The organism is Streptomyces sp. NPDC037100 (genome assembly GCF_055606225.1).
In genome coordinates, this window is the sequence record NZ_JBVJSX010000002.1 from 148140 (window position 1) to 175124 (window position 26985).

The following is a 26985-nucleotide window of genomic DNA, read 5'->3' on the forward strand; positions in this document are numbered from 1 at the left end:
GCCAGGGCCCGTCAGCCGGCCTTGGCCTCGCCACCGCTGCCGTACAGCACCCGCACCAGGGACTCGTACGTCGCCCCGTGGTCGGCGAGGACCTCGGCCGGCACGCCGGGGCGCAGGGTCAGGGCGAGCAGGATGTGCTCGTCGCCGATGTGCCGGTCCCGCTGGGCGAGGGCCACCCGCAAGGACCGCTCCAGCACGTCCTTGGCGCCCCGGCCGAAGGAGACCCGCCCCGTCCACCGCCCTTTGCCCTTCCGGTCACCGGCCAGGGCACCGGCCCCGTGCGCCTCCTCCACCCGGGCGACGACCTCCTCCACATCGATCCCCAGCCCGGAGAGCGCCTCGGTCTCGGCCTGCGTCAGGCCGGCCCGCCGCCGCGCCGCACGCAGCGCCTCGCGCACGGACTCCCGCCGTTCACCGAGACCTACGGCGGCGAGTGCGAAGGACCCGCGGCTGCCCTCCCGGTCGAGCAGTGCCAGCAGCAGATGCTCCGGCTCCACGCACTGCCCGCCTCCACCGCCCTCCTCGACGTGCGCGTACGCGCTCTTCACCACGTCGCGGGCGTCTTTCGTGAACCGCTCGAACATCAATGCCTCCCGTACTTCTTGTGCACGGCCTGCCTGCTCACACCGAGTTCGGTGGCGATCTCCTGCCACGACCAGCCCTGGTTGCGCGCATTGCGCACCTGTACGGCTTCCAACTGCTCCAGCAGCCGACGCAGCGCGGCGACGGCCCGTAGGCCGACCCGTGGATCACGGTCCCCCGCACGCTCGGCCAGATCGGTCGCTTCGGTCATGCCGTCAACCTATGTTGACAACCCGCTCTCGTCAACCATGGTTGACACACGAAAACGGCCGGCCCATTCCGGACCGACCGTCGACGCACCCTCGCGGGGACTCAGGGATTGGTCAGCACGACCTTCCCGAACTGCTCACCCGCGGCCAGCCGTTCGAAGCCCTCTCGCGCCCGGTCCATCGGCATGACCTCGTCGATGACGGGCCGCACACCGGTGGCGGCGCAGAACGCGAGCAGGTCCTCCAGCTCGTCCTTGGTGCCCATCGTGGACCCGACGACCTTGAGTTCCAGGAAGAAGATCCGGGTCAGCTCGGCGTGGGAGGGCCGGTCGCCACTGGTGGCACCGGAGATGACCAGCGTGCCGCCGGGCTTCAGCGACTTCACGGAGTGCGACCAGGTCGCGGCCCCGACGGTCTCGATCACGGCGTCGACGCGCTGCGGCAGCCGCGCCCCGGACTCCAGCGCCTCGACGGCCCCGAGCTCCAGGGCCCGCTTCCGCCTGGCCTCGTCGCGGCTGGTGGCGAAGACGCGGAGCCCCGCGGCCTTGCCCAGCACGATGGCGGCCGTGGCGACACCACCACCGGCGCCCTGCACCAGCACGGAGTCGCCGGGACGGACACCCGCGTTGGTGAACAGCATCCGGTACGCGGTCAGCCACGCCGTGGGCAGACAGGCGGCCTCCGCGAAGGAGAGCTCCTTGGGCTTGGGCAGGATGTTCCAGGTCGGCACGGCGACCTGCTCGGCGAAGGTGCCCTGGTAGCGCTCGGTGAGGATGGAACGGGGCTCCTTCGGGCCGACCCCGTGCCCGCTCTGTCCGATCACGGAGTGCAGGACGACCTCGTTGCCGTCCTCGTCGACGCCGGCGGCGTCACAGCCGAGGATCATCGGCAGCTTGTCCTCTGCGAGGCCCACGCCACGCAGGGACCAGAGGTCGTGGTGGTTGAGGGAGGCGGCCTTGACCGTGACGGTGCTCCAGCCGGGACGGGCCTCGGGAGCCGGACGCTCCCCCAACTCCAGGCCGGACAGCGGCTGGTCGCGGTCGATTCGGGCGGCGTAGACAGCGAACATGACCTTGACGATAGGTTCCGCGAGGAACCGAAGGAACCACCCGGCCCTGTGAGACACGCCCTCTTGCCAGGTGGGCGCCGGTGTTGCTGGGGCCCGCCCGAGCCGCACGGCTGCGACGTCGGGCGGGACGCGCCCGCACCCGCGTACGGCGAGAAGGGGAACTGTCAGGGGTGTCCGCCCGCAGCGGTTGACGCGTCAACGAACAGCCAGTCGGCGTCCGACCCCATCGCGCCGTTCCGAGAACGGACAACCCCCGGCGCGGCCCCGGCCCCCACCCGACGCGAAGGCGAAGGCGAAGGCGAAGGCGAAGGCGAAGCGAACGCGCACCCCCACCGCCGGAGGCAGACGCACCACCCGAACAGCCTCACCCAACGAAAAAAATGTGGCCCCGCCCGATCCCGGGCGGGGCCACATCACACCGACGTCAGGTCAGCCTCAGCGCCGCGCCACACCCTCGGCCCGAGCAGCCGCCGCCACCGCGGCCGTGACCGCCGGAGCGACCCGCTCGTCGAACGGCGACGGGATGACGTAGTCGGCGGCGAGATCGTCCCCGACCACGGCCGCCAGCGCCTCGGCGGCGGCCAGCTTCATCCCCTCGGTGATCCGGGAGGCCCGCACCTGCAGCGCCCCGGCGAAGATCCCCGGGAACGCCAGCACGTTGTTGATCTGATTCGGGAAGTCCGACCGCCCGGTCGCGACGACCGCCGCGTACTTGTGCGCGACCTCGGGGTGCACCTCGGGGTTCGGGTTCGCCATGGCGAAGACGAACGCGCCCTTGGCCATCGTCGCCACCGCGGACTCCGCGACCGTGCCACCGGAGACACCGATGAACACATCGGCCCCGTCCAGCGCCGTCTCCAGCGACCCGGTGATCCCGGCCTTGTTCGTGAACCCGGCCAGCTCCTGCTTCACCGGCGTGAGGTCGTCCCGGTCCGCCGACACGACACCCTTGCGGTCGGCCACCGCGACGTCCCCGATGCCGGCCTCGACCAGCATCTTCGCGATGGCGACACCGGCCGCACCGGCGCCGGAGATGACGGCCCGCAGCTCCCCGAGGGCCCGCCCGCTCAGCCGCGCGGCGTTCCGCAGGGCCGCCAGCGTCACCACGGCCGTACCGTGCTGGTCGTCGTGGAAGACGGGGATGTCCAGCCGCTCCTGCAGCTTCCGCTCGACCTCGAAGCACCGGGGTGCCGAGATGTCCTCCAGGTTGACTCCGCCGAACGACGGCGCGAGCCGCACCACGGTCTCGACGATCTCGTCGACGTCCGTGCAGTTCAGGGCAATCGGAACGGCGTCCACGCCACCGAACTGCTTGAACAGAATCGCCTTGCCCTCCATGACCGGGAGGGAGGCCTCGGGCCCGATGTCACCGAGCCCCAGCACGGCCGTACCGTCCGTCACGACGGCCACGACCGACGACTTCCACGTGTAGTCGTGCACGAGCTCCGGCTGCTCCGCGATCGCGCTGCACACCTTCGCGACGCCGGGCGTGTACGCCAGGGACAGGTCGTCCTTGTCGCGGACCGGCACGGTGGCCTGCACGGCCATCTTGCCGCCGCGGTGCAGGGCGAACGCCGGGTCGAAGGAGTCGAGGGGCTCCGCACTGCCCTCGTGATCCGTATCGCCGGTCTTGCTCTCGCTGCGAGGATTGACGATCTCCGCTGCCACTTCGTTTTACCCCTTAAATCTTCATTGTTTTGAGGGTGGCCACTCCTGGTGAGGGGTGGGCGGGCACCGCGTAGACCCATGTCGTGCTTGTACGTGTATCCGTACGGGCGCGCACGCGACGGGCGCGCCGCACACGCGCCCTGAGCCCCGGATGAGGGGTGTAAAGACCCTTCTTACCGGACGGACGGCATCGACGACGAGTCCATAACGCGAAGGTCACATGACGGGGCCCTGACCCTTCGTCCAAAATCGGGACAAGACCTGGACAAACCAGCTACACCCACTCAACCATCCGTGAAGCTCGCGGTCCCCGTATCGAAATCTCGGGATTTTCCGAAGATCTTCCGGCCGGAACGGGTGATTCCTGCAGAAGGTCCGGCCGTGATGTACCGGAGTGGTGCGGTTCGGGGGTCGCCCGTTATCCGATTTTGACATGGCTGGCCCCCAGAATCGCGCAGTCCGAATGGCAAGATGCCGTAATCACACGAGGTCGCGACACTCGAAGAGGTGTGCTCTCGTCAACCCACGGCACTGCCGAAACCTTCGGCATGCCACGGCCGTGCCGAACCCATCGGCAGCGGCCCGCCCCATCGGCAACTCCACCCATCCGCCGGAGGAACCCACCATGACCGCAAGCTCCACCCGTCGTACGACCGCCGCGCACTCCCGGCTAGCAGCGGTCGGTGCGATCGCGGTCGCAGGCGCGCTGATGCTCACCGGCTGCGGTGACCAGACCAAGGACACCGGTTCGAGCGACACCGCGGCCTCCGCCCCGCTCGCGGACAAGCTGCCGCAGGCCATCCGCGACAAGGGTGTCATCAAGGTCGGCTCCGACATCGCCTACGCCCCGGTCGAGTTCAAGGACAACTCGGGCAAGGTCGTCGGCATCGACCCGGACCTCGCCGCTGCCATGGGCAAGCAGCTCGGGGTCGACTTCCAGTTCGAGAACGGCACGTTCGACACGCTGATCACGGGTCTGCGCTCCAAGCGGTACGACATCGCCATGTCCGCGATGACCGACACCAAGGACCGCCAGGAGGGCATCGACTCCGACACCGGCAAGAAGGTCGGCGAGGGCGTCGACTTCGTCGACTACTTCACCGCCGGTGTGTCGATCTACACCAAGAAGGGCGACGACCAGGGCATCAAGAGCTGGTCCGACCTGTGCGGCAAGAAGATCGTGCTGCAGCGCGGCACGGTCTCCGAGGACCTCGCCAAGGCCGAGTCGAAGAAGTGCCCGTCCGGCAAGAAGATCGCCATCGAGCCCTTCGACAACGACCAGCAGGCCCAGACCCGCCTGCGCGCGGGCGGCGCCGACGCCGGCTCGTCCGACTTCCCGGTCGCCGCGTACGCGGTGAAGACCTCCGGCGGCGGCAAGGACTTCCAGCTGGTCGGCGAGCAGGTCGAGGCCGCCCCGTACGGCATCGCGGTCGCCAAGAACCAGACGCAGCTGCGGGACGCCCTCAAGGCCGCGCTGGACGCCGTCATCGAGAACGGCGAGTACGACAAGATCATGAAGAAGTGGGGCGTCACGGACGGCTCCGTGCAGGAAGCCACCATCAACGGCGGCAAGTGACCGCGCCCTAGCGGCACTGAAAGGCAACACCCGTGACTGTTGACATCGACAAGACGCCGGCCGACACGCCCCCGGCCGGACCGGAGGCCATCAAGGCCATCCCGGTCCGGCACTACGGGCGGTACGTGTCCGCCGTCGTCGCCATCGCCCTGCTGGTCGGGGTCGTCTACGCGTTCTCCCAGGGCAAGATCAACTGGGGCGCGATCCCCGACTACTTCTTCGACGACCGCATCCTGGACGGCGTCGGCAAGACCCTCCTGCTGACCGTCCTGTCCATGGTGATCGGCATCGTCGGCGGCGTCATGCTCGCCGTGATGCGCCTGTCGAAGAACCCGGTGACCTCGTCGATCGCGTGGTTCTACATCTGGTTCTTCCGCGGCACCCCGGTCCTGGTCCAGCTGATCGTCTGGTTCAACCTGGGCCTGGTCTTCGAGTACATCAACCTCGGGCCGTTCTACAAGGACGAGTGGTCGGACTTCATGACCCCGTTCCTGACGGCGCTGCTGGGCCTCGGGCTCAACGAGGCCGCGTACATGGCGGAGATCTGCCGTGCCGGTCTGCTCTCGGTCGACGAGGGCCAGACCGAGGCGTCGCACGCGCTGGGCATGAGCCACTCCAAGACGCTGCGCCGGATCGTCATCCCGCAGGCGATGCGCGTGATCGTGCCGCCGACGGGCAACGAGGTCATCAACATGCTGAAGACGACCTCGCTGGTCTCGGTCGTCCAGTACCCCGAGTTGCTCCGAGCGGCTCAGGACATCGGCCAGACCTCCGGCGCCCCCGCCGAGATGCTGTTCCTGGCGGCGGCCTGGTACCTGCTGATGACCTCCATCTTCAGCATCGGCCAGTACTACCTGGAGCGGTACTACGCGCGTGGTTCGAGCCGGTCCCTGCCGGCCACGCCGTTCCAGAAGATCAAGGCGAACGTGCTGTCCCTGTCCAACCGCTCGGCGTCGACGGGAGGCACCGCATGACCGCCATGGTCAAGGCCGAGGGCGTCCACAAGTCCTTCGGTCCCCTGCAAGTCCTCAAGGGCATCGACCTGGAGGTGAAGTCCGGCGAGGTGTTCTGCCTCATCGGCCCCTCCGGCTCCGGCAAGTCGACCTTCCTCAGGTGCATCAACCACCTGGAGAAGATCAACGCCGGCCGTCTGTACGTGGACGGCGAGCTGGTCGGCTACCGGCAGAAGGGCGACAAGCTCTACGAGCTGAAGGACAGCGAGGTCTCGGTCAAGCGCCGGGACATCGGCATGGTCTTCCAGCGCTTCAACCTGTTCCCGCACATGACGGCCGTGGAGAACGTCATGGAGGCGCCGGTGCAGGTCAAGGGCGTGGGCAGGGGCAAGGCCCGCGAGCGTGCCCTGGAGCTGCTGGACCGGGTGGGCCTGGCCGACAAGGCGGGCAGCTACCCCTCCCAGCTCTCCGGCGGCCAGCAGCAGCGCGTCGCCATCGCCCGGGCCCTCGCCATGGACCCGAAGCTGATGCTGTTCGACGAGCCGACCTCGGCGCTGGACCCGGAGCTGGTGGGTGACGTCCTGGACGTCATGCGCGACCTGGCCGAGTCCGGCATGACGATGATCGTCGTCACCCACGAGATGGGCTTCGCCCGCGAGGTGGGCGACAGCCTGGTCTTCATGGACGGCGGTGTGGTGGTCGAATCCGGTCACCCGCGCGAGGTGCTGACCAACCCGCAGCACGAGCGGACGAAGTCCTTCCTGTCCAAGGTGCTCTGACGGCACGCACGGCGAGGGGGCGGTACGGAGTTTCCGTACCGCCCCCTTCGTCTGCGCTACCCGAGGGCCGGCAACAGGATGTCCGAGGGAGAGCACCACACCGGCCTGGCCTCGCCGAAGCCCTTCTCGCGCAGCACTCGCGCGTGCCACTGGACCGAGGGCTTGTCGCCGTCGGCGTGGTCGCCGTAGATCTCGTAGCGCCGGGCCGTGGGTTCGGCGAGGACCGGGTCCTTGGCGGCGAGCTGCCACCACTCCGTCCAGCCGAGGACACCGGATTCCCTGGCCTGTTCCATGCGTGCGTGGCGCTGCGCCCGCTCGGCGGCGTTGATCTGCGGCGTCGACTCGTCGATCATGTGGTCCGCGTTCATGAAGACACCGCCGGCGCGGACGAGTCCCGCGACCCGGCCGTAGAGGTCCGCGAGGGGTTCCCGGTGCAGCCAGTGCAGGGCCGTCGCGCTCAGGACGGCGTCGTAGGAGTCGTACGGCAGCCTCGCCGGCCAGTCGGGGTGCTTGAGGTCGGCGGTGACCAGGCAGACCCGGTCGTCGCCCGCGAAGGTCCCCTCGGCGATGGCGAGGAGCGCCGGGTCGAGGTCGACGCCGGTGCTGGTGGCGTCCGGGAAGCGGGCGAGCAGCCGGGCGATGATGCTGCCGGTGCCACAGTCGAGCACGCGCGGGGCGGTGCCCACGGTGGCCTCGACCTCCCCCATAGCCCGAAAGGCATGGGGGGACCCCCATCGAGCATGATCCGGAAGCGTTCCTCGCGGTCGGGCAGGTACCAATCCTGCTGCCGGTCCCAGCTCCTCTGCCAGGCCTGCCAGTCGGCGGTGGCCGTGGCGGTGTCGGCGTTCGCCATGGAGCCCCTCCCGCGTAATACCCTGGAAGCACCATCAGCTCTTACACGTGCATCTCTTGACCGCAAAGCCCCTCCGTAAGGACTACAAGTGGAACTGGCCTATTACTCGGACTACGCCGTGCGCCTCGTCAACACAGAGGAGCCGGTCCGGGGCAAGGACGCCCTGACGTCGGTGGAGGCCGTCCGCGATCTGTTCGGGCCCATCCAGTCGGCGGCCCGCCGCGCCACCGACGCGGACGTGACCCGCTTCCGCTCGGTCCGGGCCCGGCTGCGCGCCGTCTTCGAGGCGGCCGACACGGGCGACGAGAGGCTCGCCGTCGACCTGCTGAACTCACTGCTGCTGGAGTTCCCGGTGAGCCCGCAGATCTCCGGGCACGACTTCCGCGACGACGACGGCCGCCCCCTGTGGCACATGCACCTGGCGGACCACCCCTCGAACGCGACGGCGGGCTACGCGGCGATCGCGGCGATGGGCCTGGCGTTCCACCTGACCGAGTACGGCGTGGACCGCCTCGGCCTGTGCGAGGCCGCGCCCTGCCGCAACGCCTACCTCGACACCTCCACCAACCGCTCCCGCCGCTACTGCTCCGACCGCTGCGCGACCCGCGCCAACGTGGCGGCCTACCGCGCCCGCAAACGCCTGGAGGCCACCCGGCCCGACCGGCCCGAGAGCACGGGCCTGGCCGCCGACAGCGCCCAGCCCAGCAGCGCCCAGGGCGACCGCCGGCCGGACCTGCGCGGCCGGTAGCGGAACCGGACCCGCCCCAGCACCAGGTCGTCGGGCACGACGCCGTAGTCGGTGCTGTCGCCGCCGGCGTACGCGTTGTCCCCGAGCACCCACCAGCCGCTCTCGCGCCGCTGGGCGACCCGCTTGACGACCAGCAGATCCTGCTGGAAGGGGTGCCGCAGCACCACGACGTCGCCGGGCCTGACCCGGGCCCCGTAGTGCACCAGGAGCCGGTCGCCGTGGTACAGCGTGGGCACCATGGACGGCCCTGTGACCTCGGCCACCCCGAAGGGCGGAGCCGGCCTCCCCCGCTCGGACTCCTGCGACAGCTCCGGCATCACCCGGCACCTCCCCGGTTCTTCCTCCACCAGTCTCAGTCTCACCCCGGACTTTTGTCCTAAGCCCATGGGGGCACCCGCCAAAAGCCGTCCCTCACGGAGTAATGTCCCCTGTGAGAAGACGATCACGAGGAAGGAATGCTCCATGCTTTCCCGCCTGTTTGCCCCCAAGGTCAAGGTCAGTGCCCACTGCGACCTTCCCTGCGGTGTGTACGACCCCGCCCAGGCCCGCATCGAGGCGGAGTCGGTGAAGGCCGTGCAGGAGAAGATGGCCGCCAACGACGACCCGCACTTCCAGACGCGCGCCACCGTCATCAAGGAGCAGCGCGCCGAGCTCGCGAAGCACCACGTCTCGGTGCTCTGGAGCGACTACTTCAAGCCCCCGCACTTCGAGAAGTACCCGGAGCTGCACCAGCTGGTCAACGACACCCTGAAGGCCCTCTCGGCCGCCAAGGGCTCGACCGACCCGGCCACCGGCCAGAAGGCGCTGGACTACATCGCCCAGATCGACAAGATCTTCTGGGAGACCAAGAAGGCTTGATCGTCTCCGTATCGCCTGACCCGCGATGTCGCCGGTCGGGTGAGAGGGACGGTGGGCCCCGTACCCGTTGCCGGGTACGGGGCCCTCGCTCTTCTGCTACTTCCCCGGCCCCCCGGTTCCCTTTCTGGCGTTGCGGCTTCGCCGGGCACCGATCAGCACCACGATGACGGTGATGACGACGAGCATCACGATGCCGGTGGGCCACAGGCCGCTGCCGCCCCCGGCGGCCAGATCGAGGTCCTCCACGCCCGAGTCCCTTCCTGTTCGCTGTTGCGGTCGTCGGTGAGGTACCCGTTCGCCGGCCTGCGTTGCGCGGCGAGGCCCGCCGAAGCAGGGGCGCCGGTGGACTGAGGGACGACCAGGTGGATCCCTGTCCGAGGCGGTCCGGTCCTTAAGGCGAGTCCGGTCCCCGTCGCTCAGACGGCCGTGCCGACCTTGGCCGACGGCTCGGTACGGATGGCGGCCTCCCGGGCGTCGTTGACGTTGTGGGCGTGCACCGGGTTGCGGCGCGAGACGACGACGATGCCCACGGCGAGGGCCGTGCCGACCAAGGCGACGGCAGCCGTGCCGATGTCACCCCCGCTTCGCACGAGCGCGGCGGCCAGTCCGCCGACCAGCGCGGCGGCGGGCAGGGTGACCGCCCAGGCGACCGCCATGCGGCCCGCGACGCCCCAGCGGACCTCCGCGAGCCTGCGGCCGAGACCCGCTCCCAGGATGCTGCCCGAGGCCACCTGGGTGGTGGACAGCGCGAAGCCGAGGTGCGTGGAGGTCAGGATGACGGTCGCGGAGGCGGTCTCGGCGGCGAAGCCCTGCGGCGACCGGATCTCGGTGAGGCCCTTGCCCAGCGTGCGGATGATCCGCCAGCCGCCGAGGTAGGTACCGAGGCCGATGGCCAGGCCCGCGGACGCGACGACCCACAGGGGCGGGCCGGCGTGGTGGCCGAGGGCACCGGCCGAGATCAGCGTCAGGGTGATGACGCCCATGGTCTTCTGCGCGTCGTTCGTGCCGTGGGCGAGGGAGACCAGCGAGGCGGAGGCGATCTGGCCGATGCGGAAGCCCCGGGTGACGCAGTCCCCGCCGGCCCGGTCGGTGAGCCGGTAGGCGAGGTGGGTGGCGAGCAGCGCCGCGACACCGGCCACGACGGGCGAGGCCACCGCCGGAACCAGCACCTTCTCGACGACCTTTCCGAAGTCGACGCCGTGGCTGCCGGCCCCGACCCACACGGCCCCGATCAGCCCGCCGAACAGGGCGTGCGAGGAGCTCGAGGGCAGACCGATCAGCCAGGTCAGCAGATTCCACAGGATGGCGCCGACCAGCCCCGCGAAGATCATGCCCGGGGAGACGAGGTTGTCGTCCACGATGCCGTCCGAGACGGTCCTGGCGACCTCGGTGGACAGGAAGGCGCCGACGACGTTGAGGACACCGCTGATCAGGACCGCCGTACGGGGTGCGAGCGCGCCGGTGGCGATGGACGTGGCCATCGCGTTCGCCGTGTCGTGGAAACCGTTGGTGAAGTCGAAGGCGAGTGCCGTGATGATGACGGCCGCCACGAGGAACGTGATGTGGTCCATTGCTGAATGCAAACAGCGCAGGCCGATGGATCGGGATCGGTGCGGCGAGGGCCGGTCGAGGTTCACGCAGGTGGCGGTGGAGCGTCCCTCTACGATCGCGCCCATGAGGATCAGATGGACGTACGCCTTCATCGACCGCCCGCGTGGGGACTTCGGCACCGCCTGCGCCTTCTGGACGGCGGTCACGGACACCCGGCTGTCCGAACTGCGCGGGGAGCACGACGAGTTCGTCACCCTGCTCCCCGAGGGAGCCGACGCGTGCGTGAAAGTGCAGGCCGTCGGCCCGGGTTCCGGCGGTGCGCACCTCGACTTCTGTGTGGACGACGTGGCGGAGTTCGCCGCCGCGGCGGTACGGCTCGGCGCGGGCGTGGTGGCCGACCTCGGGTCGCTCGTCGTGCTGCGTTCGCCCGGCGGGCAGTTGTTCTGCGCGGATCCCTGGCGCGGTCAGTCGTCGCGGCCGGGTGTGGTGCGGGGCAGCCGTCTCGACCAGGTGTGCGTGGACGTCCCGCCCTCGGCCTACGAGGGCGAGGTCGCCTTCTGGAGCGCGCTGCTCGACGGCTGGGAGTCGCTGCCGGGCGCCCTGCCGGAGTTCCACGTGGTCAAGCCGCCGCCCGGCCTGCCGGTCCGTCTGCTCCTGCAACGCCTCGGCGAGGAGGGGCCCGCCTCGGCCCACCTCGACCTCGCCTGCGCGGACGTCACGGCGACCCGGGCGCACCACGAGCGACTCGGGGCCGCCTTCGTGGCCGGTTTCTCCGGCTGGACGGTGATGCGTGACCCGTCCGGCGGCACGTACTGCCTGACGACCCGGGATCCGGTGACGGGCGGGTTGCGCGGTCAGGGGGTGTCGACGTAGGCGCAGGCGACGGTCGGAGCTTCCCCGGTCGTCGGGCAGGGCGGCAGGTCCAGTGGCTCGTCGGGGTCGGCCTCTTGCCAGACGTAGGGCCCACGTGGCTCCGTGGAGTCCTGCATCCACAGCGTCAGAACGCCCGCGACGACCACGAGCAGCGCCCACCCGATCATCACCCGGCGCCACACCGTACGGCGCCGATCCCCCGGTTCACCCATGCCTCACAGGCTAGTCACCCAACTGCGCCGCCCGGGCCCGGAGATAACGCTGCTCGGGCAGGCTGAGGGTCTGCGCCGCCGCCGACTCGTAGGCGGCTCGGGCGGCTTCGGACTCGCCCGCCCGCTCCAGGAGGTGGCCTCGCACGGCGTCCAGGCGGTGGCCCCTCGACTCGTCCTTCAGGGCTTCGACTTCGGCCAGGCCGGCGTGCGGGCCGTGGACCATGGCGACGGCGACCGTGCGATTGAGACGTTCGACCGGGCCGGGGACCAGGCCGACCAGGATGTCGTACAGGCCCAGGATCTCGGCCCAGTCGGTCGCCTCGGGCGAAGCGGCCTCGTCGTGCACGGCGGCGATCGCGGCCCGCAGCTGGAAGGGCCCGGGGCGGCCCCGGGACAGGGCCCGGGTGACCAGTGCCACGCCCTCCTCGATCGCCGCCCTGTCCCAGCGCTCGCGGTCCTGCTCGTCGAGGGGGATCAGCTCGCCGTGCGGACCGCTGCGCGCCTCACGCCGGGCATCGGTGAGCAGCATCAGCGCGAGCAGACCGGCCACCTCGCGGTCGCCGGGCAGCAGCCGGTGGACCTTACGGATCAGCCGCACGGCCTCACCCGCGAGATCGCGGCGTTGCAGCGCGGCGCCGGAGGTGGCCGTGTAGCCCTCGTTGAAGATCAGGTAGAGGGTCTGCAGGACGGACGGCAGCCGCTTCTCCCACTGGTGCGGGCGGCCGAAGCGCACGCCCCGCACCTTCTGCTTGGCCCGGCTGACACGCTGGGCCATCGTCGCTTCCGGGACCAGAAATGCCCGCGCGATCTCCGCGGTGGTCAGGCCGCCCACGGCACGCAGGGTCAGCGCGATCTGCGCGGGCGGCGACAGGTCCGGATGGCAGCACAGGAACAGCAGCGAGAGCGTGTCGTCCTCGCGGGGCGCCCGCTCCCCGGGCGGCGGGGCCGTGAAGGCGTCCCGGGGCGTGAGCGCGGCGGCCCGCTCCTCGCGCTTGCGTCGGGCCTGATCGCTGCGCAGGGCGTCGGTGAGCCTCCGCGAGGCGACCTTGATCAGCCAGCCGCGCGGATTGCCGGGCACGCCCGCTTCAGGCCATTGCCCGGCCGCCGCGAGCAGTGCCTCCTGTACGGCGTCCTCGGCGGCGTCGAAGTGCCCGTACCGTCGGACCAGCGCGCCGAGGACCTGCGGCGCGTTGTCGCGCAGCAGGTCCTCGATCCCGGGCGTGTTCCTCACGGGCGTGTCCGTCGGTGCCGGCCGTCCGTCAGATGTCCCCGGAGCCGTCCATGATCGGGCGGATCACGACCGGATGGGCGGGGGCACCGGCCGGCTGGGGGCAGCGGGAGACGCGGTCGGCGATCTCCGTGACCCGGTCCAGGCTCTCGCACTCCAGGACCCAGTAGCCGGCCAGCAGCTCCTTGGTCTCGCTGTACGGCCCGTCGGTGATCACTGCCTTGCCGTCGTCACCGAGGGTGACGTGCCGGGTCTGTGCCGGCTCGGCCAGGCCCTGCCCGTCGACGAGCTCACCGCTCTCGGAGAGGTCGTCGTTGATGGCGCCCATGTAGGCGAACATGGTCTGCAGCTCCTCCTCGCTCCAGGCCGGGGAGTCCGCCGACGCCCTGCCCCGCATGGCCTCGTAGTCCGCCTGCGTGCCCTGCACCATGACCAGGTACTTCATCAGTCCGCTCCTTCGGCTCTCACCGCCCCGGTGGGCGGTTCCTCACAGGGGACGTCGGAGCCGGGCGGCGCATTTCGACACCGGATCAGGAATCCTTCGCGACGGTCTCCCCGGGGGCCGCTTCGGGCCCGTCCGGGGTGTTCTCCTCGGGAAGTGCGGGGTCCTCCGCGGGCTGAGTGGCCTCCAAGGTGTGGCCTCTTTCGGCGGCTTCCGCGTCGTAGGACCCGCACTCCGGGTTGCGGCACGGGCCCGCCACCCATCGGGGCACCCAGGTGCCCAGCGTCTTGTGACGCCGGACGACCGTGTCCACTGGCTGTCCGCAGTCGGGACAGACATGTTCTTCGCTGCCCATGTCCTCAGCGTAGGCCGGTCATGGGCTCAGCGCTTCTTGCCTGATGACCCGGCCGAACGACCGCTCCCCGGTCACGGCCTTCATGCACGCCCTCATGGCCCGCGACCGCATCCGTCCATGCCTGGGCTGCTCCTGGAACATCTGCCCCTGCCGGGTGTACTGGAAGGCGCCCTGCCCGGGGTGGGCGTACGGGTGGGTTCGGGGTGGGCGCACGGGAGGGGTTCGGGGTGGGCGTACCGCAGGGGTTCGTGGAGCGGAGCGTGGCGACGGTGTTGTCGGAGGGGAGCCGGGCGGAGGAGAGCCAGGGCCGGTGTTGCACGGTGGGAGCGGCAGGCGGCGCTTTCGCCGGTTGGGCCTAGGCGGGCTGCCGGTGCGTTCTGGGCTCGCGCCACATGGGCCACATCGCCGGGCCGTCCGGGAGGTCGAGGACCGGGGCGACGGACTCGAAGCCCAGGCGCTCGTACAGCTCGCGGCTGCGGGCGCTGCTGGCCTCCAGGTAGGCGGGCACGGCCTCACGGTCGCAGCGGTCGAGGACGCTCTCGATGAGGGCGGTGCCGAGTCCCTCGCCCTGGCGGCCGGGTGCCACGCCGATCATCCACAGGTACTCGTGGGCCCGCCCGGTGGGGTGGATGGCGGCCGTCAGCCGGCCGATCATCTCGATGCGCTGGTTGTCGGGATCGACGGCCTCCCGCACCTGGGCCGGACCTTCGTCCTCGGCGGCGCCGTCGTGGTCGGCGGGGGCGTCAGGGCCCCCGTCGGCGGGCATGGAGAGCCACAGGGCGCAGGCCGAGCCGTCCTCGGTGACGTCTATGCGGCCGGCCGCGAGCACGATGTCGGTGAAGGCGGCCATGAGCCCGGGGTGTTTGGCACGGCGCTCCTCCACTTCGGGGAAGACCCAGCCGCTGACGGGGTCGTCCTGGAAGGCCTCGTCAAGAAGCCGGACGATCAGCTCCCTGTCCCCTGCGCCAGCCGTCCGGATGGCCACACCCATGCCCCGCCCCTTCGCTCGTCCCGACGGGCGTTGATCGTAGGGGGGCTGGCCCGCACGGGGTGAGGCGAGCAGGATCTTGGCGGGATCCAGTCGAACATTTGCCCAAACTCGATCGATACGGGAGCCGTACGGGACTCGGTCCGGACGTCGAGCCAGGGGTCGTGGGGTCGTTCCGGCCGCGCGGATCCGGGCGACGGCCGCCTCGATCCCGATCGTGTCGACGGTCAGCCGTTCCGGGAAGGAGGCGGGCCCCGCACACCGTGGGGCGTGGGGCAGTGCGGGACCCGCCGACCGGACGCCGGTGACCGTGCGGGGTCAGGAGCCGCACGGCCCCGGGCACCCCGGGGTCTTGCCCGGCGGTGGCCCGAGGAGCGTCGCTGGTGTTGCCGCTCATCGGCCCTGGCCGACCGACAACGGCTCACCAACCGATGCAGGCCACCTCTCGCCGCCGGCCGCCACCCACCGCCGGCCACCTCCCACCGCGGGCCGCCACCCGCCGCAGGCCGCCACCCACCGCGGGCCGCCACCCCCCACGGGCCGCCAGCCACCGCGGGCCACAGCCCGCCGCCGACGCGGGCCGTCAACCGGCCCGCCGGGTCACGAACTCGACGAGGGCCAGCAGACCGCCTGCCGCCTCCGGGTCCGGCACCGCACGGGCCAGTTGCTGCATGGCCCGGGCCATCCGGTCGGCCGCCTGGCCCTGAGCCCAGTCACGGCCGCCCGCGCGCTCCACTGCCAGGGCGATGCGCTCCACGTCCTCCGTCTCGCTGGGTCGTGCGTACAGCTCGGCGAGTTCGGCCGCCGCCGGGTGGCCGGAAGCGAAGGCCGCCACCAGCGGCAACGACTTCTTGCGGACGGCCAGATCGGCACCGACAGGCTTGCCGGTGCGGCGCGGGTCGCCCCATATGCCGATGACGTCGTCGATGAGCTGGAACGCGAGCCCGGCCTCCCGTCCGAACGCGTCCAGGGCCGCCACTTCCGCATCCGAGGCCCCCGCGTACAACCCTCCGATCGCGCAGGCACTCCCCAGCAGGGCGCCCGTCTTGGCCTCCGCCATGGCGAGCACCTCGTCGAGCGTGACCTCGGCCGGCGCACAGCGTTCCATCGCCGTGTCCGCGTGCTGCCCCGCGCACAGTTCGACCACGCAGTCCGCGAGCCGGACGGCGGCGGCCGGGGCCGCCGGGTGCGGGTCCTGGGCGAGCAGCCGCAGGGCCAGCGCCTGCAGGGCATCCCCGGCGAGAATGGCGTCGGCATCGCCGAACACGGTCCACGCGGTGGGGCGATGGCAGCGGGTGGTGTCCCGGTCCATCACGTCGTCGTGCAGCAGCGTGAAGTTGTGGACGAGCTCCACCGCGGCCGCTGCCCGAGCCGCCCCCGCCCGCGCCTCGGACCCGCCGCCTGCGGCCGCAGCGGCGAGGACCAGCGCGGGCCGGATGGCCTTGCCGGAGCTCCCCGCCGCCGCAGTGCCGTCGGCCTGTTCCCAGCCGAAGTGGTAGAGCGCGATCCGGCGCATCGGCCCGGGCAGCGAGCCGAGCGCGGTCCGCAGCACCGGATCGACCTCCGTCCGGGTCCGCTCCAGCAGCATGACCGCCTCGTGCCCCTCGGCCGGCGCCGGCCGGCCGTCCCGCTGTGTCCCGATGGTCCCTCGTCCTTCCGGTGTCCCGGCGGCCTGCCGGGGCTCGGCGTACCGCTGCACACCCGGCGCGGGCAGCGTCGTCTCCGTCCTGGACTCCGTGAGGGACTCACCCATGGGACCGCCTCGGAGGATGAGCGGAGGGTGGCGCTTCCGCTGTCGCTGGGCGCGTGCTCCGAGGATGTACCCGCCCTGACGGGCGGGGACACGGCCGGCCCGCCGGCAGCGTCACTGCCAGCGGCCGATCTCGACGTTCTCGAGGACCCCGAGCGCGTCCGGTACCAGGACCGCGGCCGAGTAGTAGGCCGTGACCAGGTACTTGATGATGGCCTGTTCGTTGATGCCCATGAAACGCACCGACAGGCTCGGCTCGATCTCGTCCGGGATGCCGGAGGCGCGCAGCCCGATGACGCCCTGGTCGGCCTCGCCGGTACGCAGGGCGATGATGGACGTCGTACGGGCGTCCGAGACCGGGATCTTGTTGCACGGGAAGATCGGTACACCGCGCCAGGTCGGGATGCGGTTGCCGGTCATGTCGATGGTCTCGGGCACCAGCCCGCGCTTGTTGAGTTCGCGGCCGAACGCGGCGATGGCGCGAGGGTGGGCGAGGAGCATCTTGGTGCCGCGGCGCCTGCTGAGCAGCTCGTCGAGGTCGTCCGGGCCGGGCACGCCGTCGTGCGGCTGGATCCGCTGGTCGTACTCGCAGTTGTGCAGGAGCCCGAAGTCGCGGTTGTTGATGAGCTCGTGCTCCTGGCGCTCCTTCAGCGCCTCGACCGTCAGCCGGATCTGCTGTTCGGTCTGGTTCATGGGCTGGTTGTAGAGGTCTGCCACGCGCGTGTGGATACGCAGCACGGTCTGGGCGACGCTCAGTTCGTACTCACGGGGCCGGGCCTCGTAGTCGACGAACGTGTGGGGGATGTCCGGCTCGCCGGAGTGACCGGCGGAGAGGTCGATCTCCTTCTCGCCGTACTTGTTGGAGCGCTGCGAGGGGATCGAGCGGCGCTGCTGGAGGTGTTCGCGCAGGGTGTCCGAGCGCTCCGCGATCTGTTCGAACTCCTGGCGGGACAGCACGAGCACGGTGCACGCGGTCAGGGCGCGGGCCGTGAACTCCCAGATGGCGTCCTCGTCGAGCAGCGCCTCGTCGCCGAAGTAGGCGCCGTCGGCGAGGATTCCGAGGGACTCGTCGTCCCCGTAGGGGCCGGTGCCGACTTTCTCCACCCTGCCGTGCGCCAGCAGGTACACCTCGTCGGACGGGCTGCCGAAGGAGGCGATCACCTCGCCCGCCGGGATCTCCCGCTGTTCGCAGCGGCGAGAGATCTCGAAGAGCACCTCCTCGTCCTCGTACGACCGCAGCGCCGGCAGCTCCCCCAGTTCCGCAGGGATGACCTCGACACGGTCGCCGGTCTTCACGAATGTCACCCGGCCGTCGCCCACGGAGAACGTGAGCCGGCGGTTCACCCGGTACGTGCCGCCCTGGATGTCGACCCAGGGAAGCATCCGCAGCAGCCAGCGCGAGCTGATCTCCTGCATCTGCGGCACGGACTTGGTCGTGGTGGCCAGGTTCCGCGCGGCCGCCGTGCCGAGACTCTGCTGCGGCTTGGTCTGCTCCGTGCGGACCTCTTCGCCTACCGACATAGAGAACTGCCCTCCCGGTTGTGACCGACGCCCCCATGCCTCGGGCATCGATGTGCATCCGCAAGCCTTCCGCACGCGACGCGGTGGTGCTATTACCCGAAAGAGCGGGAATGGATCTTCGCGCTGCTGGGCAGGGGGTGCCCGTCACGGCGCTCGAAAGCGCGCCCGCGTCCGACGCGGACCGGGTGCCGGGCGCACCGACGACGTCGGCCCCGAGGCTCCCTCATCCCCCACGTGCGGGTGACAATGGCTCGATGACCAGCCCCGACCCGCCCGGACTCGCCGTGCTGCGTCCCCGGCTGCCGTCACCGGTGCAGGAAGTCGTGGACGACCGGTTCGAGCGCCGGGGCGTCCGGCTGCTGCTGAAGCGGGACGATCTGATCCACCCCGAGCTGATCGGCAACAAGTGGCGCAAGCTCGCGCCGAACCTGACCGCGGCGGCCGGCCGTACCGTCGTCACCTTCGGCGGCGCCTGGTCCAACCATCTGCGCGCCACGGCCGCGGCCGGCCGGCTGCTCGGCATCCCCACCGTCGGTGTCGTACGCGGCGACGAGCTGGCCGGCCGACCTCTCAACCCCTCACTGACACGCTGTACGTCCGACGGCATGCGGCTGCACTTCGTCGACAGGGCGACCTACCGCCGCAAGTCCTCGCCCCTGGACCTGGCCGGCATCCTGCGCGCGGCGGACGCCGAGGACGCGTACGTCGTCCCCGAGGGCGGCAGCAACGCCGAGGCCGTACGCGGTTGCCGCGCACTCGGCACCGAGCTGCAGGGCCGGGCCGAGGTCGTCGCCGTGGCCTGCGGCACCGGTGGCACGCTCGCGGGGCTGGCCGCCGGTCTCGGCCCCGGCGTGCGCGCCCTGGGCGTGCCGGTGCTCAGGGGCGGCTTCCTGACCGCCGAGACGGAGGCCCTGCAGCGTGAGGCATTCGGCGGCCGGCGTGGCACCTGGAGCCTGGATGAGCGCTTCCACTTCGGTGGCTACGCGCGCGTGCCCGCCGAACTCGATACCTTCGCGGAGGACTTCGAGCAACGGCACGGCCTGCCCGTGGAGCGTCTGTACGTCGCCAAGCTGCTGTACGGACTCGTCACCCTGGCCGGCGAGGGTGCCTTCCCGCGCGGGACGGCGGTCGCGGCCGTGATCACCGGCCGCCCCTTCCCCTGATGTGCCGCCGCTCCGCCTTCGTCCGAGGCGACGCCCCGGATCTCCCTCAGGCGACGGTCCGCCGTCACACCGCCTCGCGGAACGCCGCCGCCTCCTCCAGGTCCAGCCTGCGCAGCAGGGTCCGCAGCATCTCGTCGTCGATGTGACGGCCGTCCCGGAGTCTGACGAACACGTCACGCTCGGCGCTGATCATCTCGCGCGACAGCCGCCGGTAGGTGTCGTCGACGGACTCCCCGGTGATCGGGTTGGCCTGGCCCAGCCGCTCCCAGACGGCGTTGCGGCGGCGCTCCAGGACGATGCGCAGCCGGTCGGCGAGCGGGGCGGGCAGGGCGTTGCGCTCGTCGGTGAGGAGTTCGTCCAGGCGCCGTTCGGCGGCCCGGGAGGCCTGCGCCTGGGCGTTGGCCTCGGCCAGCGTCTCGGTCTGGGGGTCCCGCCCGGGGAACTTCAGCAGCCGGATCAGCGGGGGCAGGGTCAGACCATGCACGACCAGGGTCGCGATGACCGTGGTGAAGGTCAGGAAGAGGATGAGGTTGCGCTGCGGGAAGGGCTCCTCTCCGTCGTGCATGGTGAGCGGGATGGAGAAGGCGATGGCCAGCGAGACGACCCCGCGCATCCCGGCCCACGCGATCACGAACGGTCCCTTCCAGGTCGGGTTCTGTTCCCGTTCCCGCACCCGGGCCGACAGCAGCCGCGGCAGGAAGGTGGCGGGGTACACCCAGACGAACCGGGTGGCGACGACGACCAGGAACACGGCGACCGCGTACCAGGCGGCCTCGGCTCCCTCGTATTGCCCGAGCCCCTTCAGCACCACCGGCAGTTGCAGGCCGATCAGCGCGAACACCGCCGACTCCAGGACGAAGGCGACCATCTTCCAGACCGCCTCCTCCTGCAGGCGCGTCGCGAAATCGACCTCCCACGCGCGGTGCCCCAGGTAGAGCGCGACGACCACGACCGCGAGGACACCGGAGGCGTGCACCTGTTCGGCGACGGCGTACGCGACGAAGGGGATCAGCAGGGACAGCGTGTTCTGCAGCAGCGCTTCCTTCACGTGCGTGCGCAGCCAGTGGATCGGCGCCATCAGCAGCAGGCCCACCACGACGCCGCCGACCGCCGCGAGCAGGAACTCGCCGATACCCCCGGCCCAGGTCGCGCCCTCGCCGACGGCGGCGGCCAGGGCCACCCGGTAGGCGGTGATCGCGGTGGCGTCGTTCAGCAGGGACTCGCCCTGGAGGATCGTGGTGATCCGCGACGGCAGCCCCACCCGGCGGGCGACCGCCGTGGCCGCGACGGCGTCCGGGGGCGCCACCACCGCGCCGAAGACCAGGGCCGCGGTCAGCGGCATCTCCGGCACGATCACGTACACGGCCCAGCCGACGACGAAGGTCGCGAACAGCACGTACCCGACGGACAGCATCGCGACCGGCCGCAGCTGCGCCCGCAGGTCGAGGTAGGAGCTGTCGGTCGCGGCCGTGTACAGCAGCGGGGGCAGGATGAGCGGCAGGAAGACGTGCGGGTCGAGCGTGTACTCGGGTACCCCCGGGACGTAGCTGACCGCCAGGCCCACGGCCACCAGCAGCAGCGGCGCCGGCACCGGGGTCCGCCGCGCGGCCGCGGCGATCGCGGCACTGCCCGCCACGAGCAGCAGCAGTGGCATCACGTCCATTGTTCTCGCCCGCCCTCATTTTTCGACGCGGTCTTCCGCCCGACCGTCGTAACCTGGCAATCATGAAACAGTGCACGCACGCCGACGCGCTGCCGCACCCCGAACCCGGCCCGCTCAGCGAGACGTGTCCGGAGTGCTTGGCGGAGGGCATGGATCCGGTGCAACTACGGCTGTGCCTCAGCTGCGGTCACGTCGGCTGCTGCGACTCCTCGCCGGGGCGGCACGCGGCGGAGCATCACAAGGAGTCCGGTCACCCCGTGATGCGGACCCACGAGCCCGGAGAGACCTGGCGCTGGTGCTTCGTCGACCACGTCCTGGTGTGACGCGACGGGACCCCGGCGGCGGACGGTTCGACCGTCTGACGTCTGGGTACGTCAACCCGGCGCGCGCTCTTCCCATTTGGGCCCGCCCAACCCCTAGACACGGAGCGTATCCGCAGGTTTACTGTGAGTGACGACAAGGGGTTGGGGTCCCGGGGACAGGACCGTCGAGAGCGCGGTAGCGTCACCGCTGAACCACGTATCGCGTTACCCCGAGGGGCGACCCTCGGCCCTGAAACGCTTGTACCACCATGGAGGTGAGGGTGTCCCAGATCGCAGGCGAGCCCGCGACCCAGGACTTCGTGGAAGTCCGGCTGCCGGCCGCGGGGGCCTACCTGTCGGTGCTGCGTACGGCCACGGCCGGTCTCGCGGCCCGTTTGGACTTCACCCTCGACGAGATCGAGGATTTGCGCATCGCGGTGGACGAGGCCTGCGCGATCCTGCTCCAGCAGGCCGTGCCCGGCTCGGTGCTCAGTTGCGTCTTCCGCCTCGTCGACGACTCACTCGAGGTCACCGTCTCGGCGCCGACCACGGACGGCCATGCCCCTTCGCGGGACACCTTCGCCTGGACCGTCCTGTCCGCTCTGGCGGGCAAGGTCTCCTCCGCCGTGGACAAGGACAAAACCGTTTCGATCAGCCTCTACAAACAGCGCGGCGCGGGACCCGGGCCGGCGTGAGGAGCGAGGACGGGCCGGTGCGGGACGAAGAGCGCGGCACACGAGAGCTGCCGGCCGAGGGCACGGGCACGAGCGGCCCGACCGGCGCCCGACGCATGGCGGACGGCATCGACGGCATCCCCGAGCAGGCTCGCCCGCATCCCGAGGACGACTCCGCGGGGGTCGTCCTCCCGGGCGGCGGGCGGCCGGGCCGGGACGGTGCCGTGCGGAGCGCGCCTCCGGGCGAGGGGATCGCCGTACCCCCGGCCCAGGGGGGTCCCCCCACTCCCGCGAAGTCGAGAGTGGCGGAGGAGGCGAGGGCTCGGGGAAGGGCGACGGGCGGGACGATGAGCGAGCACGAGCGACACTCCGAGGATCAGACGCCGCGCGTGCACCACGCGCAGGGTGCGCAGCACGGCTCACCGGACCGCAGTGGGGCGCGCGAGATGTTCCTCAAGCTGCGCACCCTGAGCAGCGGCAGTCCCGAGTACGCGGAGCTGCGCAACCAGCTGGTCCGGATGCATCTGCCGCTCGTGGAGCATCTCGCGCGCCGGTTCCGCAACCGGGGCGAGCCGCTGGACGACCTCACCCAGGTCGCCACGATCGGGCTGATCAAGTCGGTCGACCGTTTCGACCCGGACCGCGGCGTGGAGTTCTCCACGTATGCGACCCCGACGGTCGTCGGCGAGATCAAGCGGCACTTCCGCGACAAGGGCTGGGCGGTGCGCGTCCCACGCCGGCTGCAGGAGCTGCGCCTGGCGCTGACCACGGCGACGGCCGAGCTGTCGCAGCTGCACGGCCGCTCCCCCACGGTCCACGAGCTCGCCGAGAAGCTGGCGATCTCCGAGGAGGAGGTCCTGGAGGGCCTGGAGTCCGCCAACGCGTACTCCACGCTGTCCCTGGACGTCCCCGACACCGACGACGAGTCCCCGGCGGTCGCGGACACCCTCGGCGCCGAGGACGAGGCGCTGGAGGGCGTGGAGTACCGGGAGTCCCTCAAGCCACTGCTGGAGGATCTCCCGCCGCGCGAGAAGCGGATCCTGCTGCTGCGGTTCTTCGGCAACATGACGCAGTCGCAGATCGCGCAGGAGGTCGGCATCTCCCAGATGCACGTCTCCCGGCTGCTGGCGCGCACACTGGCGCAGCTGCGGGAGAAGCTCCTCGTCGAGGAGTGACGGCTACTTCTCCAGATTGCCGGCGTTGCCGGGCCCGCGGATCCCGAGGGCCCGGGTCGTCTCGGGGTTCACCAGCAGCACCAGCGAGGCGACGGCCGCGGCCGCGAGGGCGATCCCGCCCGGGATGGCCATGCTGTCGGCCTGCAGCAGGTTGTAGGCCACCGGCAGCGCCATGAGCTGTGTGATCACCGCCGGACCGCGGCTCCAGCTGCGCAGCGCGAGCAGGCCACGGGCCGCGAGCAACGGCAGCAGCGCGAGCACGACCAGCGTGATGCCTCCGGTGACCGCCTGCTGCCGGTCGTCCGGATGCCCCGTGAGGCCGAGGACCAGAATCCATACACCACCGACGACCAGCGCGAGCCCCTCCAGCGCGGCCAGCAGCGCGGCGTACGTCAGACGCCGGGGGCGGGGGCCGGTGGTTTCCTCGGTGGTGGGGGTCTGCTCACTGCTCACCCCTGAAGAGTAGCCCTCGTCGTGCGCGCCCCTCGTGGCGAGGTTCACCCCCGCTCCCTTACCTGATCCCTACCTCGGTATGGGCCCGGTACCCCCCAGTAGGTACGCTGCCAGTCATGCGTGCACTCCTCGTGGTCAATCCGGCGGCAACCACCACAAGTGCGCGCACACGCGACGTACTGATCCATGCGCTCGCCAGTGAGATGAAGCTGGAGGCGGTCACCACCGAGTACCGAGGTCACGCCCGCGACCTCGGCCGGCACGCGGCGGACAGCGACGACATCGACCTGGTGGTGGCCCTCGGCGGCGACGGCACGGTCAACGAGGTGGTCAACGGCCTCCTGCACGCCGGCCCCGCGCCGGGCCATCTGCCCGGCCTCGCGGTGGTCCCCGGCGGCTCCACCAATGTCTTCGCCCGCGCCCTGGGCCTGCCCAACGACGCCGTGGAGGCCACCGGCGCCCTGCTGGACGCCCTGCGCGACGGCAGCGAGCGAACCGTCGGCCTGGGCCTGACCTCGGGCACGCCGGGCACGGAGGACGAATCGGTGCCGGCCCGCTGGTTCACCTTCAACGCGGGGCTCGGCTTCGACGCCGGTGTGGTGGGCCGTGTGGAGCAGCATCGCGAGCGCGGCCGGAAATCCACACACGCGCTCTACGTGCGCCAGGTGATGCGTCAGCTTCTGGGCGAGCCGAACCGCCGCAACGGAACGATCACACTGGAGCGGGCCGGCGAGGTTCCGATCACGGATCTGGTGCTGTCCATAGTCTCGAACACCTCGCCCTGGACGTTTCTGGGGAATCGCCCGATCTACGCGGCACCTAAGGCCTCGTTCGATACCGGGCTCGATCTCTTCGGTCTCAGCCGCCTGTCCACAGCGGCGGTTGCCCGGTATGGCACCCAGTTGCTCACTTCGTCCCCCGAGCGTGGACCCCATGGCAAGCACGCCACCTCTCTGCACGACTTGACAGAGTTCACCTTGCATTCGAAGGTCCCGCTCCCCCTCCAGATGGACGGCGACCACCTGGGGCTGCGAACAAGCGTGACGTTCACAGGCGTACGCCGTGCACTGCGTGTGATTGTGTGAGCAGAACTGGCTAAAGTCCTTTCACTCGAACGTTTAGGCCAGGATCCACCCCATGGAAGTACGGCTGTGACCTAGTCGACACCGAAGAATCAAAAAAAACTTTCCAGAAGGGGTTGTATCCGCCGCTGAGGTTTGCGAGTCTCTACGTGGCGATCGAGACGGCCCGCAACACCGGCCTCCACTGATCACCAGAACCCCTCTTCAACTCACAGGACCTTCGCCGGGGAACCTGGCAGTCGGCCCTTCACTTGTTGAGGGATTCGTGAAAGCGTTCACATTCACAAGCAAGCCCTGCACGTAATACCAAGGAGAGGTAGCAGCCATGGACTGGCGTCACAACGCCGTTTGCCGCGAGGAAGACCCCGAGCTCTTCTTCCCCATCGGCAACACCGGTCCTGCGCTGCTGCAGATCGAGGAAGCCAAGGCCGTCTGCCGTCGCTGCCCGGTTATGGAGCAGTGCCTGCAGTGGGCGCTCGAGTCCGGCCAGGACTCCGGCGTCTGGGGTGGTCTCAGCGAGGACGAGCGTCGCGCCATGAAGCGCCGCGCCGCCCGCAACCGGGCCCGTCAGGCCTCCGCCTGACAACCCACCCCTGCTGACAGCCTGAGCTTGGCGGCGCGTACAGCGAGTACGCATCTCCCGCCCCCGAGCCGCAGCGCGCAGTTCCCCCGATGCGCTTAGTTAAGCAGCAACGAGCTTTAGCCCCGGGCCACTTGGTGGCCCGGGGCTCATTGCTTTTCCGGGCCCTTTCCAAGGTTGTCGGATGGCGCTACTTCTGGGACCGCACCGGGATGTCGAGGATCACGCGGGTGCCGCGCTGCGGGGCCGGGACCATGTCGAACGTGCCGCCCAACTCGCCCTCCACCAGAGTCCGCACGATCTGCAGGCCGAGATTGCCGGCGGTCTGCGGATCGAAGCCCTGCGGCAGGCCGACCCCGTCGTCCTGGACCGTGACCAGCAGTCGGGCCTCCTTGGCGGTGCCCCCTCGGACCGCCGACACCTCGACCGTGCCGGTGTCGCCCTCGCGGAAACCGTGCTCCAGCGCGTTCTGCAACACCTCGGTCAGCACCATCGACAGCGGCGTGGCGACCTCGGCGTCGAGAATGCCGAAGCGGCCGGTGCGCCGGCCCGCCACCTTGCCCGGGGAGATCTCCGCGACCATCGCCAGGACGCGGTCGGCGATGTCGTCGAACTCCACGCGCTCGTCCAGGTTCTGGGAAAGCGTCTCGTGCACGATCGCAATCGATCCGACGCGCCGCACCGCTTCTTCGAGGGCCTCGCGCCCGCGGTCGGACTCGATGCGCCGGGCCTGGAGGCGCAGCAGCGCCGCCACCGTCTGGAGGTTGTTCTTGACGCGGTGGTGGATCTCCCGGATCGTCGCGTCCTTGGTGATCAACTCGCGCTCGCGCCGACGCAGTTCGGTGACGTCCCGGAGCAGGACGAGGGAACCGATGCGGGTGCCCTTCGGCTTGAGCGGGATCGCACGGAACTGGATGACCCCGTCACTGGCCTCGATCTCGAACTCGCGCGGCGCCCAGCCGCTGGCGACCTTGGCGAGCGCCTCGTCCACCGGCCCCCTCGTCGGGGCGAGTTCGGCGGTGGTCCTGCCCAGGTGCTGGCCGACGAGGTCGGAGGCGAGGCCGAGCCGGTGGTAGGCGGACAGGGCGTTCGGGGAGGCGTACTGGACGATGGCGTCGGCGTCGAGCCGGATCAGGCCGTCGCCCACGCGGGGCGAGGCGTCCATGTCGAGCTGCTGGTTGGCGAACGGGAAGGATCCGGCCGCGATCATCTGCGCCAGGTCGGAGGCGCTCTGCAGGTAGGTGAGTTCCAGGCGGCTGGGGGTGCGCACGGTGAGGAGGTTGGTGTTGCGCGCGATGACTCCGAGGACACGCCCCTCCCGCCGTACAGGGATCGACTCGACCCGGACGGGCACCTCCTCGCGCCACTCGGGGTCGCCCTCGCGGACGATGCGGCCCTCGTCGAGGGCGGCGTCCAGCATCGGGCGGCGGCCGCGCGGGACGAGGTGGCCCACCATGTCGTCCTGGTACGAGGTCGGACCGGTGTTGGGCCGCATCTGGGCGACCGAGACGTATCGGGTGCCGTCGCTGGTGGGGACCCACAGGACCAGGTCGGCGAAGGAGAGGTCGGAGAGCAGCTGCCACTCCGACACCAGCAGGTGCAGCCACTCGAGATCGGTGTCGTCGAGGGCGGTGTGCTGGCGTACGAGTTCGTTCATGGAGGGCACGTGTGCGAGCGT

The 26985-nt window shown here is 70.6% G+C and carries 28 protein-coding genes and 2 pseudogenes; 12 read left to right on the forward strand and 18 right to left on the reverse strand.

Annotation, left to right across the window (positions count from 1 at the left end; all coding sequences use genetic code 11):
- Positions 1-11: 11 nt before the first annotated feature.
- The 4 genes from ACZ7EG_RS05780 to ACZ7EG_RS05795 all read right to left on the reverse strand — a co-directional run bounded on the left by ACZ7EG_RS05780 (position 12) and on the right by ACZ7EG_RS05795 (position 3528).
- Positions 12-584 (reverse strand): Clp protease N-terminal domain-containing protein, encoded by a 573-nt coding sequence (locus tag ACZ7EG_RS05780; protein ID WP_471072848.1) that lies wholly within the window; start codon positions 582-584, stop codon positions 12-14.
- Positions 584-793, reverse strand: coding sequence for an HTH domain-containing protein (locus ACZ7EG_RS05785; RefSeq protein WP_003992902.1), 210 nt, complete (start codon positions 791-793; stop codon positions 584-586). Before ACZ7EG_RS05785 ends, ACZ7EG_RS05780 begins: the two co-directional genes overlap by 1 nt.
- Before the next feature lie 101 nt (positions 794-894).
- Positions 895-1860 carry a zinc-binding dehydrogenase gene (locus ACZ7EG_RS05790; protein ID WP_031103308.1) on the reverse strand — a complete coding sequence of 322 codons (966 nt, stop codon included), beginning with the start codon at positions 1858-1860 and terminating at the stop codon, positions 895-897.
- Between the two features lie 435 nt (positions 1861-2295).
- Positions 2296-3528, reverse strand: coding sequence for an NAD(P)-dependent malic enzyme (locus ACZ7EG_RS05795; RefSeq protein WP_471072851.1), 1233 nt, complete (start codon positions 3526-3528; stop codon positions 2296-2298).
- A gap of 625 nt (positions 3529-4153) precedes the next feature.
- Here ACZ7EG_RS05795 and ACZ7EG_RS05800 point away from each other — a divergent pair.
- Genes ACZ7EG_RS05800 through ACZ7EG_RS05810 form a run of 3 tightly spaced genes read left to right on the forward strand, consistent with a single transcriptional unit; the run spans position 4154 to position 6836 of the window.
- Positions 4154-5104, forward strand: a complete 951-nt coding sequence (locus ACZ7EG_RS05800) for an ABC transporter substrate-binding protein (RefSeq protein WP_471072854.1) — start codon at positions 4154-4156, stop codon at positions 5102-5104.
- A gap of 32 nt (positions 5105-5136) precedes the next feature.
- Positions 5137-6078, forward strand: a complete 942-nt coding sequence (locus tag ACZ7EG_RS05805) for an amino acid ABC transporter permease (RefSeq protein WP_031103311.1) — start codon at positions 5137-5139, stop codon at positions 6076-6078.
- Positions 6075-6836 carry an amino acid ABC transporter ATP-binding protein gene (locus ACZ7EG_RS05810; protein ID WP_471072857.1) on the forward strand — a complete coding sequence of 254 codons (762 nt, stop codon included), beginning with the start codon at positions 6075-6077 and terminating at the stop codon, positions 6834-6836. The genes ACZ7EG_RS05805 and ACZ7EG_RS05810 overlap by 4 nt, the downstream gene beginning before the upstream one ends.
- Positions 6837-6892: 56 nt before the next feature.
- Here ACZ7EG_RS05810 and ACZ7EG_RS05815 read toward each other — a convergent pair.
- Positions 6893-7689, reverse strand: a pseudogene (locus tag ACZ7EG_RS05815) (class I SAM-dependent methyltransferase).
- A gap of 88 nt (positions 7690-7777) precedes the next feature.
- Here ACZ7EG_RS05815 and ACZ7EG_RS05820 point away from each other — a divergent pair.
- A complete protein-coding gene (locus ACZ7EG_RS05820; RefSeq protein WP_471072860.1) occupies positions 7778-8437 on the forward strand; it encodes a CGNR zinc finger domain-containing protein in 660 nt (219 codons plus the stop codon).
- 65 nt (positions 8438-8502) lie between these two features.
- Here ACZ7EG_RS05820 and sodX read toward each other — a convergent pair.
- Positions 8503-8988: pseudogene (gene sodX, locus ACZ7EG_RS05825) on the reverse strand (nickel-type superoxide dismutase maturation protease); the annotation flags it as partial.
- Here sodX and sodN point away from each other — a divergent pair.
- Entirely contained in the window at positions 8900-9295 is a 396-nt protein-coding gene (gene sodN, locus ACZ7EG_RS05830) for a superoxide dismutase, Ni (protein ID WP_215207465.1), read from the forward strand. The pseudogene sodX and the gene sodN sit on opposite strands and share 89 nt — an antisense overlap.
- A 96-nt stretch (positions 9296-9391) precedes the next feature.
- On the opposite strand, the gene ACZ7EG_RS05835 is transcribed toward sodN, so the two are convergent.
- Together ACZ7EG_RS05835 and ACZ7EG_RS05840 are read right to left on the reverse strand one after the other, a co-directional pair.
- Positions 9392-9541: a hypothetical protein gene (locus tag ACZ7EG_RS05835; RefSeq protein WP_471072863.1), complete on the reverse strand. Its 150-nt coding sequence runs from the start codon at positions 9539-9541 to the stop codon at positions 9392-9394.
- 170 nt (positions 9542-9711) lie between these two features.
- Positions 9712-10866: an inorganic phosphate transporter gene (locus ACZ7EG_RS05840; RefSeq protein WP_471072866.1), complete on the reverse strand. Its 1155-nt coding sequence runs from the start codon at positions 10864-10866 to the stop codon at positions 9712-9714.
- Positions 10867-10969: 103 nt separating this feature from the next.
- Between ACZ7EG_RS05840 and ACZ7EG_RS05845 the strand changes: the two genes are divergently transcribed.
- Complete coding sequence (locus ACZ7EG_RS05845) at positions 10970-11719, forward strand: VOC family protein (protein WP_471072869.1); 750 nt, start codon at positions 10970-10972, stop codon at positions 11717-11719.
- On the opposite strand, the gene ACZ7EG_RS05850 is transcribed toward ACZ7EG_RS05845, so the two are convergent.
- From ACZ7EG_RS05850 to ACZ7EG_RS05880, 7 genes are all read right to left on the reverse strand, one after another.
- Positions 11701-11931, reverse strand: coding sequence for a hypothetical protein (locus ACZ7EG_RS05850; RefSeq protein ID WP_471072872.1), 231 nt, complete (start codon positions 11929-11931; stop codon positions 11701-11703). The two genes, ACZ7EG_RS05845 and ACZ7EG_RS05850, sit on opposite strands and share 19 nt — an antisense overlap.
- A gap of 10 nt (positions 11932-11941) precedes the next feature.
- Positions 11942-13162 (reverse strand): RNA polymerase sigma factor, encoded by a 1221-nt coding sequence (locus ACZ7EG_RS05855; protein ID WP_471072875.1) that lies wholly within the window; start codon positions 13160-13162, stop codon positions 11942-11944.
- 28 nt (positions 13163-13190) lie between these two features.
- On the reverse strand, positions 13191-13604 hold the full coding sequence (locus tag ACZ7EG_RS05860) for a YciI family protein (RefSeq protein ID WP_471072878.1): 414 nt from the start codon (positions 13602-13604) through the stop codon (positions 13191-13193).
- Positions 13605-13689: 85 nt separating this feature from the next.
- Positions 13690-13956, reverse strand: a complete 267-nt coding sequence (locus ACZ7EG_RS05865) for a hypothetical protein (protein ID WP_471072881.1) — start codon at positions 13954-13956, stop codon at positions 13690-13692.
- Positions 13957-14311: 355 nt separating this feature from the next.
- A complete protein-coding gene (locus ACZ7EG_RS05870; RefSeq protein WP_471072885.1) occupies positions 14312-14947 on the reverse strand; it encodes a GNAT family N-acetyltransferase in 636 nt (211 codons plus the stop codon).
- Between the two features lie 580 nt (positions 14948-15527).
- Positions 15528-16697 carry a family 2 encapsulin nanocompartment cargo protein polyprenyl transferase gene (locus ACZ7EG_RS05875; RefSeq protein ID WP_471072888.1) on the reverse strand — a complete coding sequence of 390 codons (1170 nt, stop codon included), beginning with the start codon at positions 16695-16697 and terminating at the stop codon, positions 15528-15530.
- Positions 16698-16808: 111 nt separating this feature from the next.
- Positions 16809-18215, reverse strand: coding sequence for a family 2B encapsulin nanocompartment shell protein (locus tag ACZ7EG_RS05880; protein WP_471072891.1), 1407 nt, complete (start codon positions 18213-18215; stop codon positions 16809-16811).
- A 254-nt stretch (positions 18216-18469) separates the two neighbouring features.
- On the opposite strand from ACZ7EG_RS05880, the gene ACZ7EG_RS05885 reads away from it, so the two are divergent.
- Complete coding sequence (locus tag ACZ7EG_RS05885) at positions 18470-19378, forward strand: 1-aminocyclopropane-1-carboxylate deaminase/D-cysteine desulfhydrase (protein WP_471072894.1); 909 nt, start codon at positions 18470-18472, stop codon at positions 19376-19378.
- A gap of 64 nt (positions 19379-19442) precedes the next feature.
- Here the strand turns inward: ACZ7EG_RS05885 and ACZ7EG_RS05890 are convergent, their stop codons facing one another.
- The gene (locus ACZ7EG_RS05890) at positions 19443-21041 is read right to left on the reverse strand and encodes a Na+/H+ antiporter (RefSeq protein ID WP_471072897.1); all 1599 of its coding nucleotides are present in this window, start codon (positions 21039-21041) and stop codon (positions 19443-19445) included.
- A 62-nt stretch (positions 21042-21103) separates the two neighbouring features.
- Between ACZ7EG_RS05890 and ACZ7EG_RS05895 the strand changes: the two genes are divergently transcribed.
- The 3 genes from ACZ7EG_RS05895 (at position 21104) to ACZ7EG_RS05905 (ending at position 23192) form a co-directional block, all read left to right on the forward strand.
- The gene (locus ACZ7EG_RS05895; RefSeq protein ID WP_053672413.1) at positions 21104-21364 is read left to right on the forward strand and encodes a UBP-type zinc finger domain-containing protein; all 261 of its coding nucleotides are present in this window, start codon (positions 21104-21106) and stop codon (positions 21362-21364) included.
- 260 nt (positions 21365-21624) lie between these two features.
- Positions 21625-22038, forward strand: a complete 414-nt coding sequence (locus ACZ7EG_RS05900; RefSeq protein WP_003992877.1) for an ATP-binding protein — start codon at positions 21625-21627, stop codon at positions 22036-22038.
- 17 nt (positions 22039-22055) lie between these two features.
- On the forward strand, positions 22056-23192 hold the full coding sequence (locus ACZ7EG_RS05905) for an RNA polymerase sigma factor SigF (RefSeq protein ID WP_471072900.1): 1137 nt from the start codon (positions 22056-22058) through the stop codon (positions 23190-23192).
- Positions 23193-23195: 3 nt separating this feature from the next.
- On the opposite strand, the gene ACZ7EG_RS05910 is transcribed toward ACZ7EG_RS05905, so the two are convergent.
- The gene (locus ACZ7EG_RS05910) at positions 23196-23645 is read right to left on the reverse strand and encodes a hypothetical protein (RefSeq protein ID WP_471072904.1); all 450 of its coding nucleotides are present in this window, start codon (positions 23643-23645) and stop codon (positions 23196-23198) included.
- 116 nt (positions 23646-23761) lie between these two features.
- Between ACZ7EG_RS05910 and ACZ7EG_RS05915 the strand changes: the two genes are divergently transcribed.
- The gene (locus tag ACZ7EG_RS05915; protein WP_471072907.1) at positions 23762-24730 is read left to right on the forward strand and encodes a diacylglycerol/lipid kinase family protein; all 969 of its coding nucleotides are present in this window, start codon (positions 23762-23764) and stop codon (positions 24728-24730) included.
- A 322-nt stretch (positions 24731-25052) separates the two neighbouring features.
- A complete protein-coding gene (locus tag ACZ7EG_RS05920; RefSeq protein WP_016639615.1) occupies positions 25053-25310 on the forward strand; it encodes a WhiB family transcriptional regulator in 258 nt (85 codons plus the stop codon).
- Between the two features lie 187 nt (positions 25311-25497).
- Here ACZ7EG_RS05920 and ACZ7EG_RS05925 read toward each other — a convergent pair whose 3' ends face one another.
- The gene (locus ACZ7EG_RS05925) at positions 25498-26964 is read right to left on the reverse strand and encodes a sensor histidine kinase (protein WP_471074820.1); all 1467 of its coding nucleotides are present in this window, start codon (positions 26962-26964) and stop codon (positions 25498-25500) included.
- Positions 26965-26985: the final 21 nt, after the last annotated feature.

Bases quoted from the DNA above. Each gene is read 5' to 3' on its own strand.
- ACZ7EG_RS05780 (WP_471072848.1), bottom strand. From the start codon at position 584: ATGTTCGAGCGGTTCACGAAAGACGCCCGCGACGTGGTGAAGAGCGCG.
- ACZ7EG_RS05785 (WP_003992902.1), bottom strand. From the start codon at position 793: ATGACCGAAGCGACCGATCTGGCCGAGCGTGCGGGGGACCGTGATCCA.
- ACZ7EG_RS05790 (WP_031103308.1), bottom strand. From the start codon at position 1,860: ATGTTCGCTGTCTACGCCGCCCGAATCGACCGCGACCAGCCGCTGTCC.
- ACZ7EG_RS05800 (WP_471072854.1), top strand. From the start codon at position 4,154: ATGACCGCAAGCTCCACCCGTCGTACGACCGCCGCGCACTCCCGGCTA.
- ACZ7EG_RS05810 (WP_471072857.1), top strand. From the start codon at position 6,075: ATGACCGCCATGGTCAAGGCCGAGGGCGTCCACAAGTCCTTCGGTCCC.
- sodN (WP_215207465.1), top strand. From the start codon at position 8,900: ATGCTTTCCCGCCTGTTTGCCCCCAAGGTCAAGGTCAGTGCCCACTGC.
- ACZ7EG_RS05840 (WP_471072866.1), bottom strand. From the start codon at position 10,866: ATGGACCACATCACGTTCCTCGTGGCGGCCGTCATCATCACGGCACTC.
- ACZ7EG_RS05845 (WP_471072869.1), top strand. From the start codon at position 10,970: ATGAGGATCAGATGGACGTACGCCTTCATCGACCGCCCGCGTGGGGAC.
- ACZ7EG_RS05850 (WP_471072872.1), bottom strand. From the start codon at position 11,931: ATGGGTGAACCGGGGGATCGGCGCCGTACGGTGTGGCGCCGGGTGATG.
- ACZ7EG_RS05860 (WP_471072878.1), bottom strand. From the start codon at position 13,604: ATGAAGTACCTGGTCATGGTGCAGGGCACGCAGGCGGACTACGAGGCC.
- ACZ7EG_RS05865 (WP_471072881.1), bottom strand. From the start codon at position 13,956: ATGGGCAGCGAAGAACATGTCTGTCCCGACTGCGGACAGCCAGTGGAC.
- ACZ7EG_RS05870 (WP_471072885.1), bottom strand. From the start codon at position 14,947: ATGGGTGTGGCCATCCGGACGGCTGGCGCAGGGGACAGGGAGCTGATC.
- ACZ7EG_RS05875 (WP_471072888.1), bottom strand. From the start codon at position 16,697: ATGGGTGAGTCCCTCACGGAGTCCAGGACGGAGACGACGCTGCCCGCG.
- ACZ7EG_RS05880 (WP_471072891.1), bottom strand. From the start codon at position 18,215: ATGTCGGTAGGCGAAGAGGTCCGCACGGAGCAGACCAAGCCGCAGCAG.
- ACZ7EG_RS05885 (WP_471072894.1), top strand. From the start codon at position 18,470: ATGACCAGCCCCGACCCGCCCGGACTCGCCGTGCTGCGTCCCCGGCTG.
- ACZ7EG_RS05890 (WP_471072897.1), bottom strand. From the start codon at position 21,041: ATGGACGTGATGCCACTGCTGCTGCTCGTGGCGGGCAGTGCCGCGATC.
- ACZ7EG_RS05895 (WP_053672413.1), top strand. From the start codon at position 21,104: ATGAAACAGTGCACGCACGCCGACGCGCTGCCGCACCCCGAACCCGGC.
- ACZ7EG_RS05915 (WP_471072907.1), top strand. From the start codon at position 23,762: ATGCGTGCACTCCTCGTGGTCAATCCGGCGGCAACCACCACAAGTGCG.
- ACZ7EG_RS05920 (WP_016639615.1), top strand. From the start codon at position 25,053: ATGGACTGGCGTCACAACGCCGTTTGCCGCGAGGAAGACCCCGAGCTC.
- ACZ7EG_RS05925 (WP_471074820.1), bottom strand. From the start codon at position 26,964: ATGAACGAACTCGTACGCCAGCACACCGCCCTCGACGACACCGATCTC.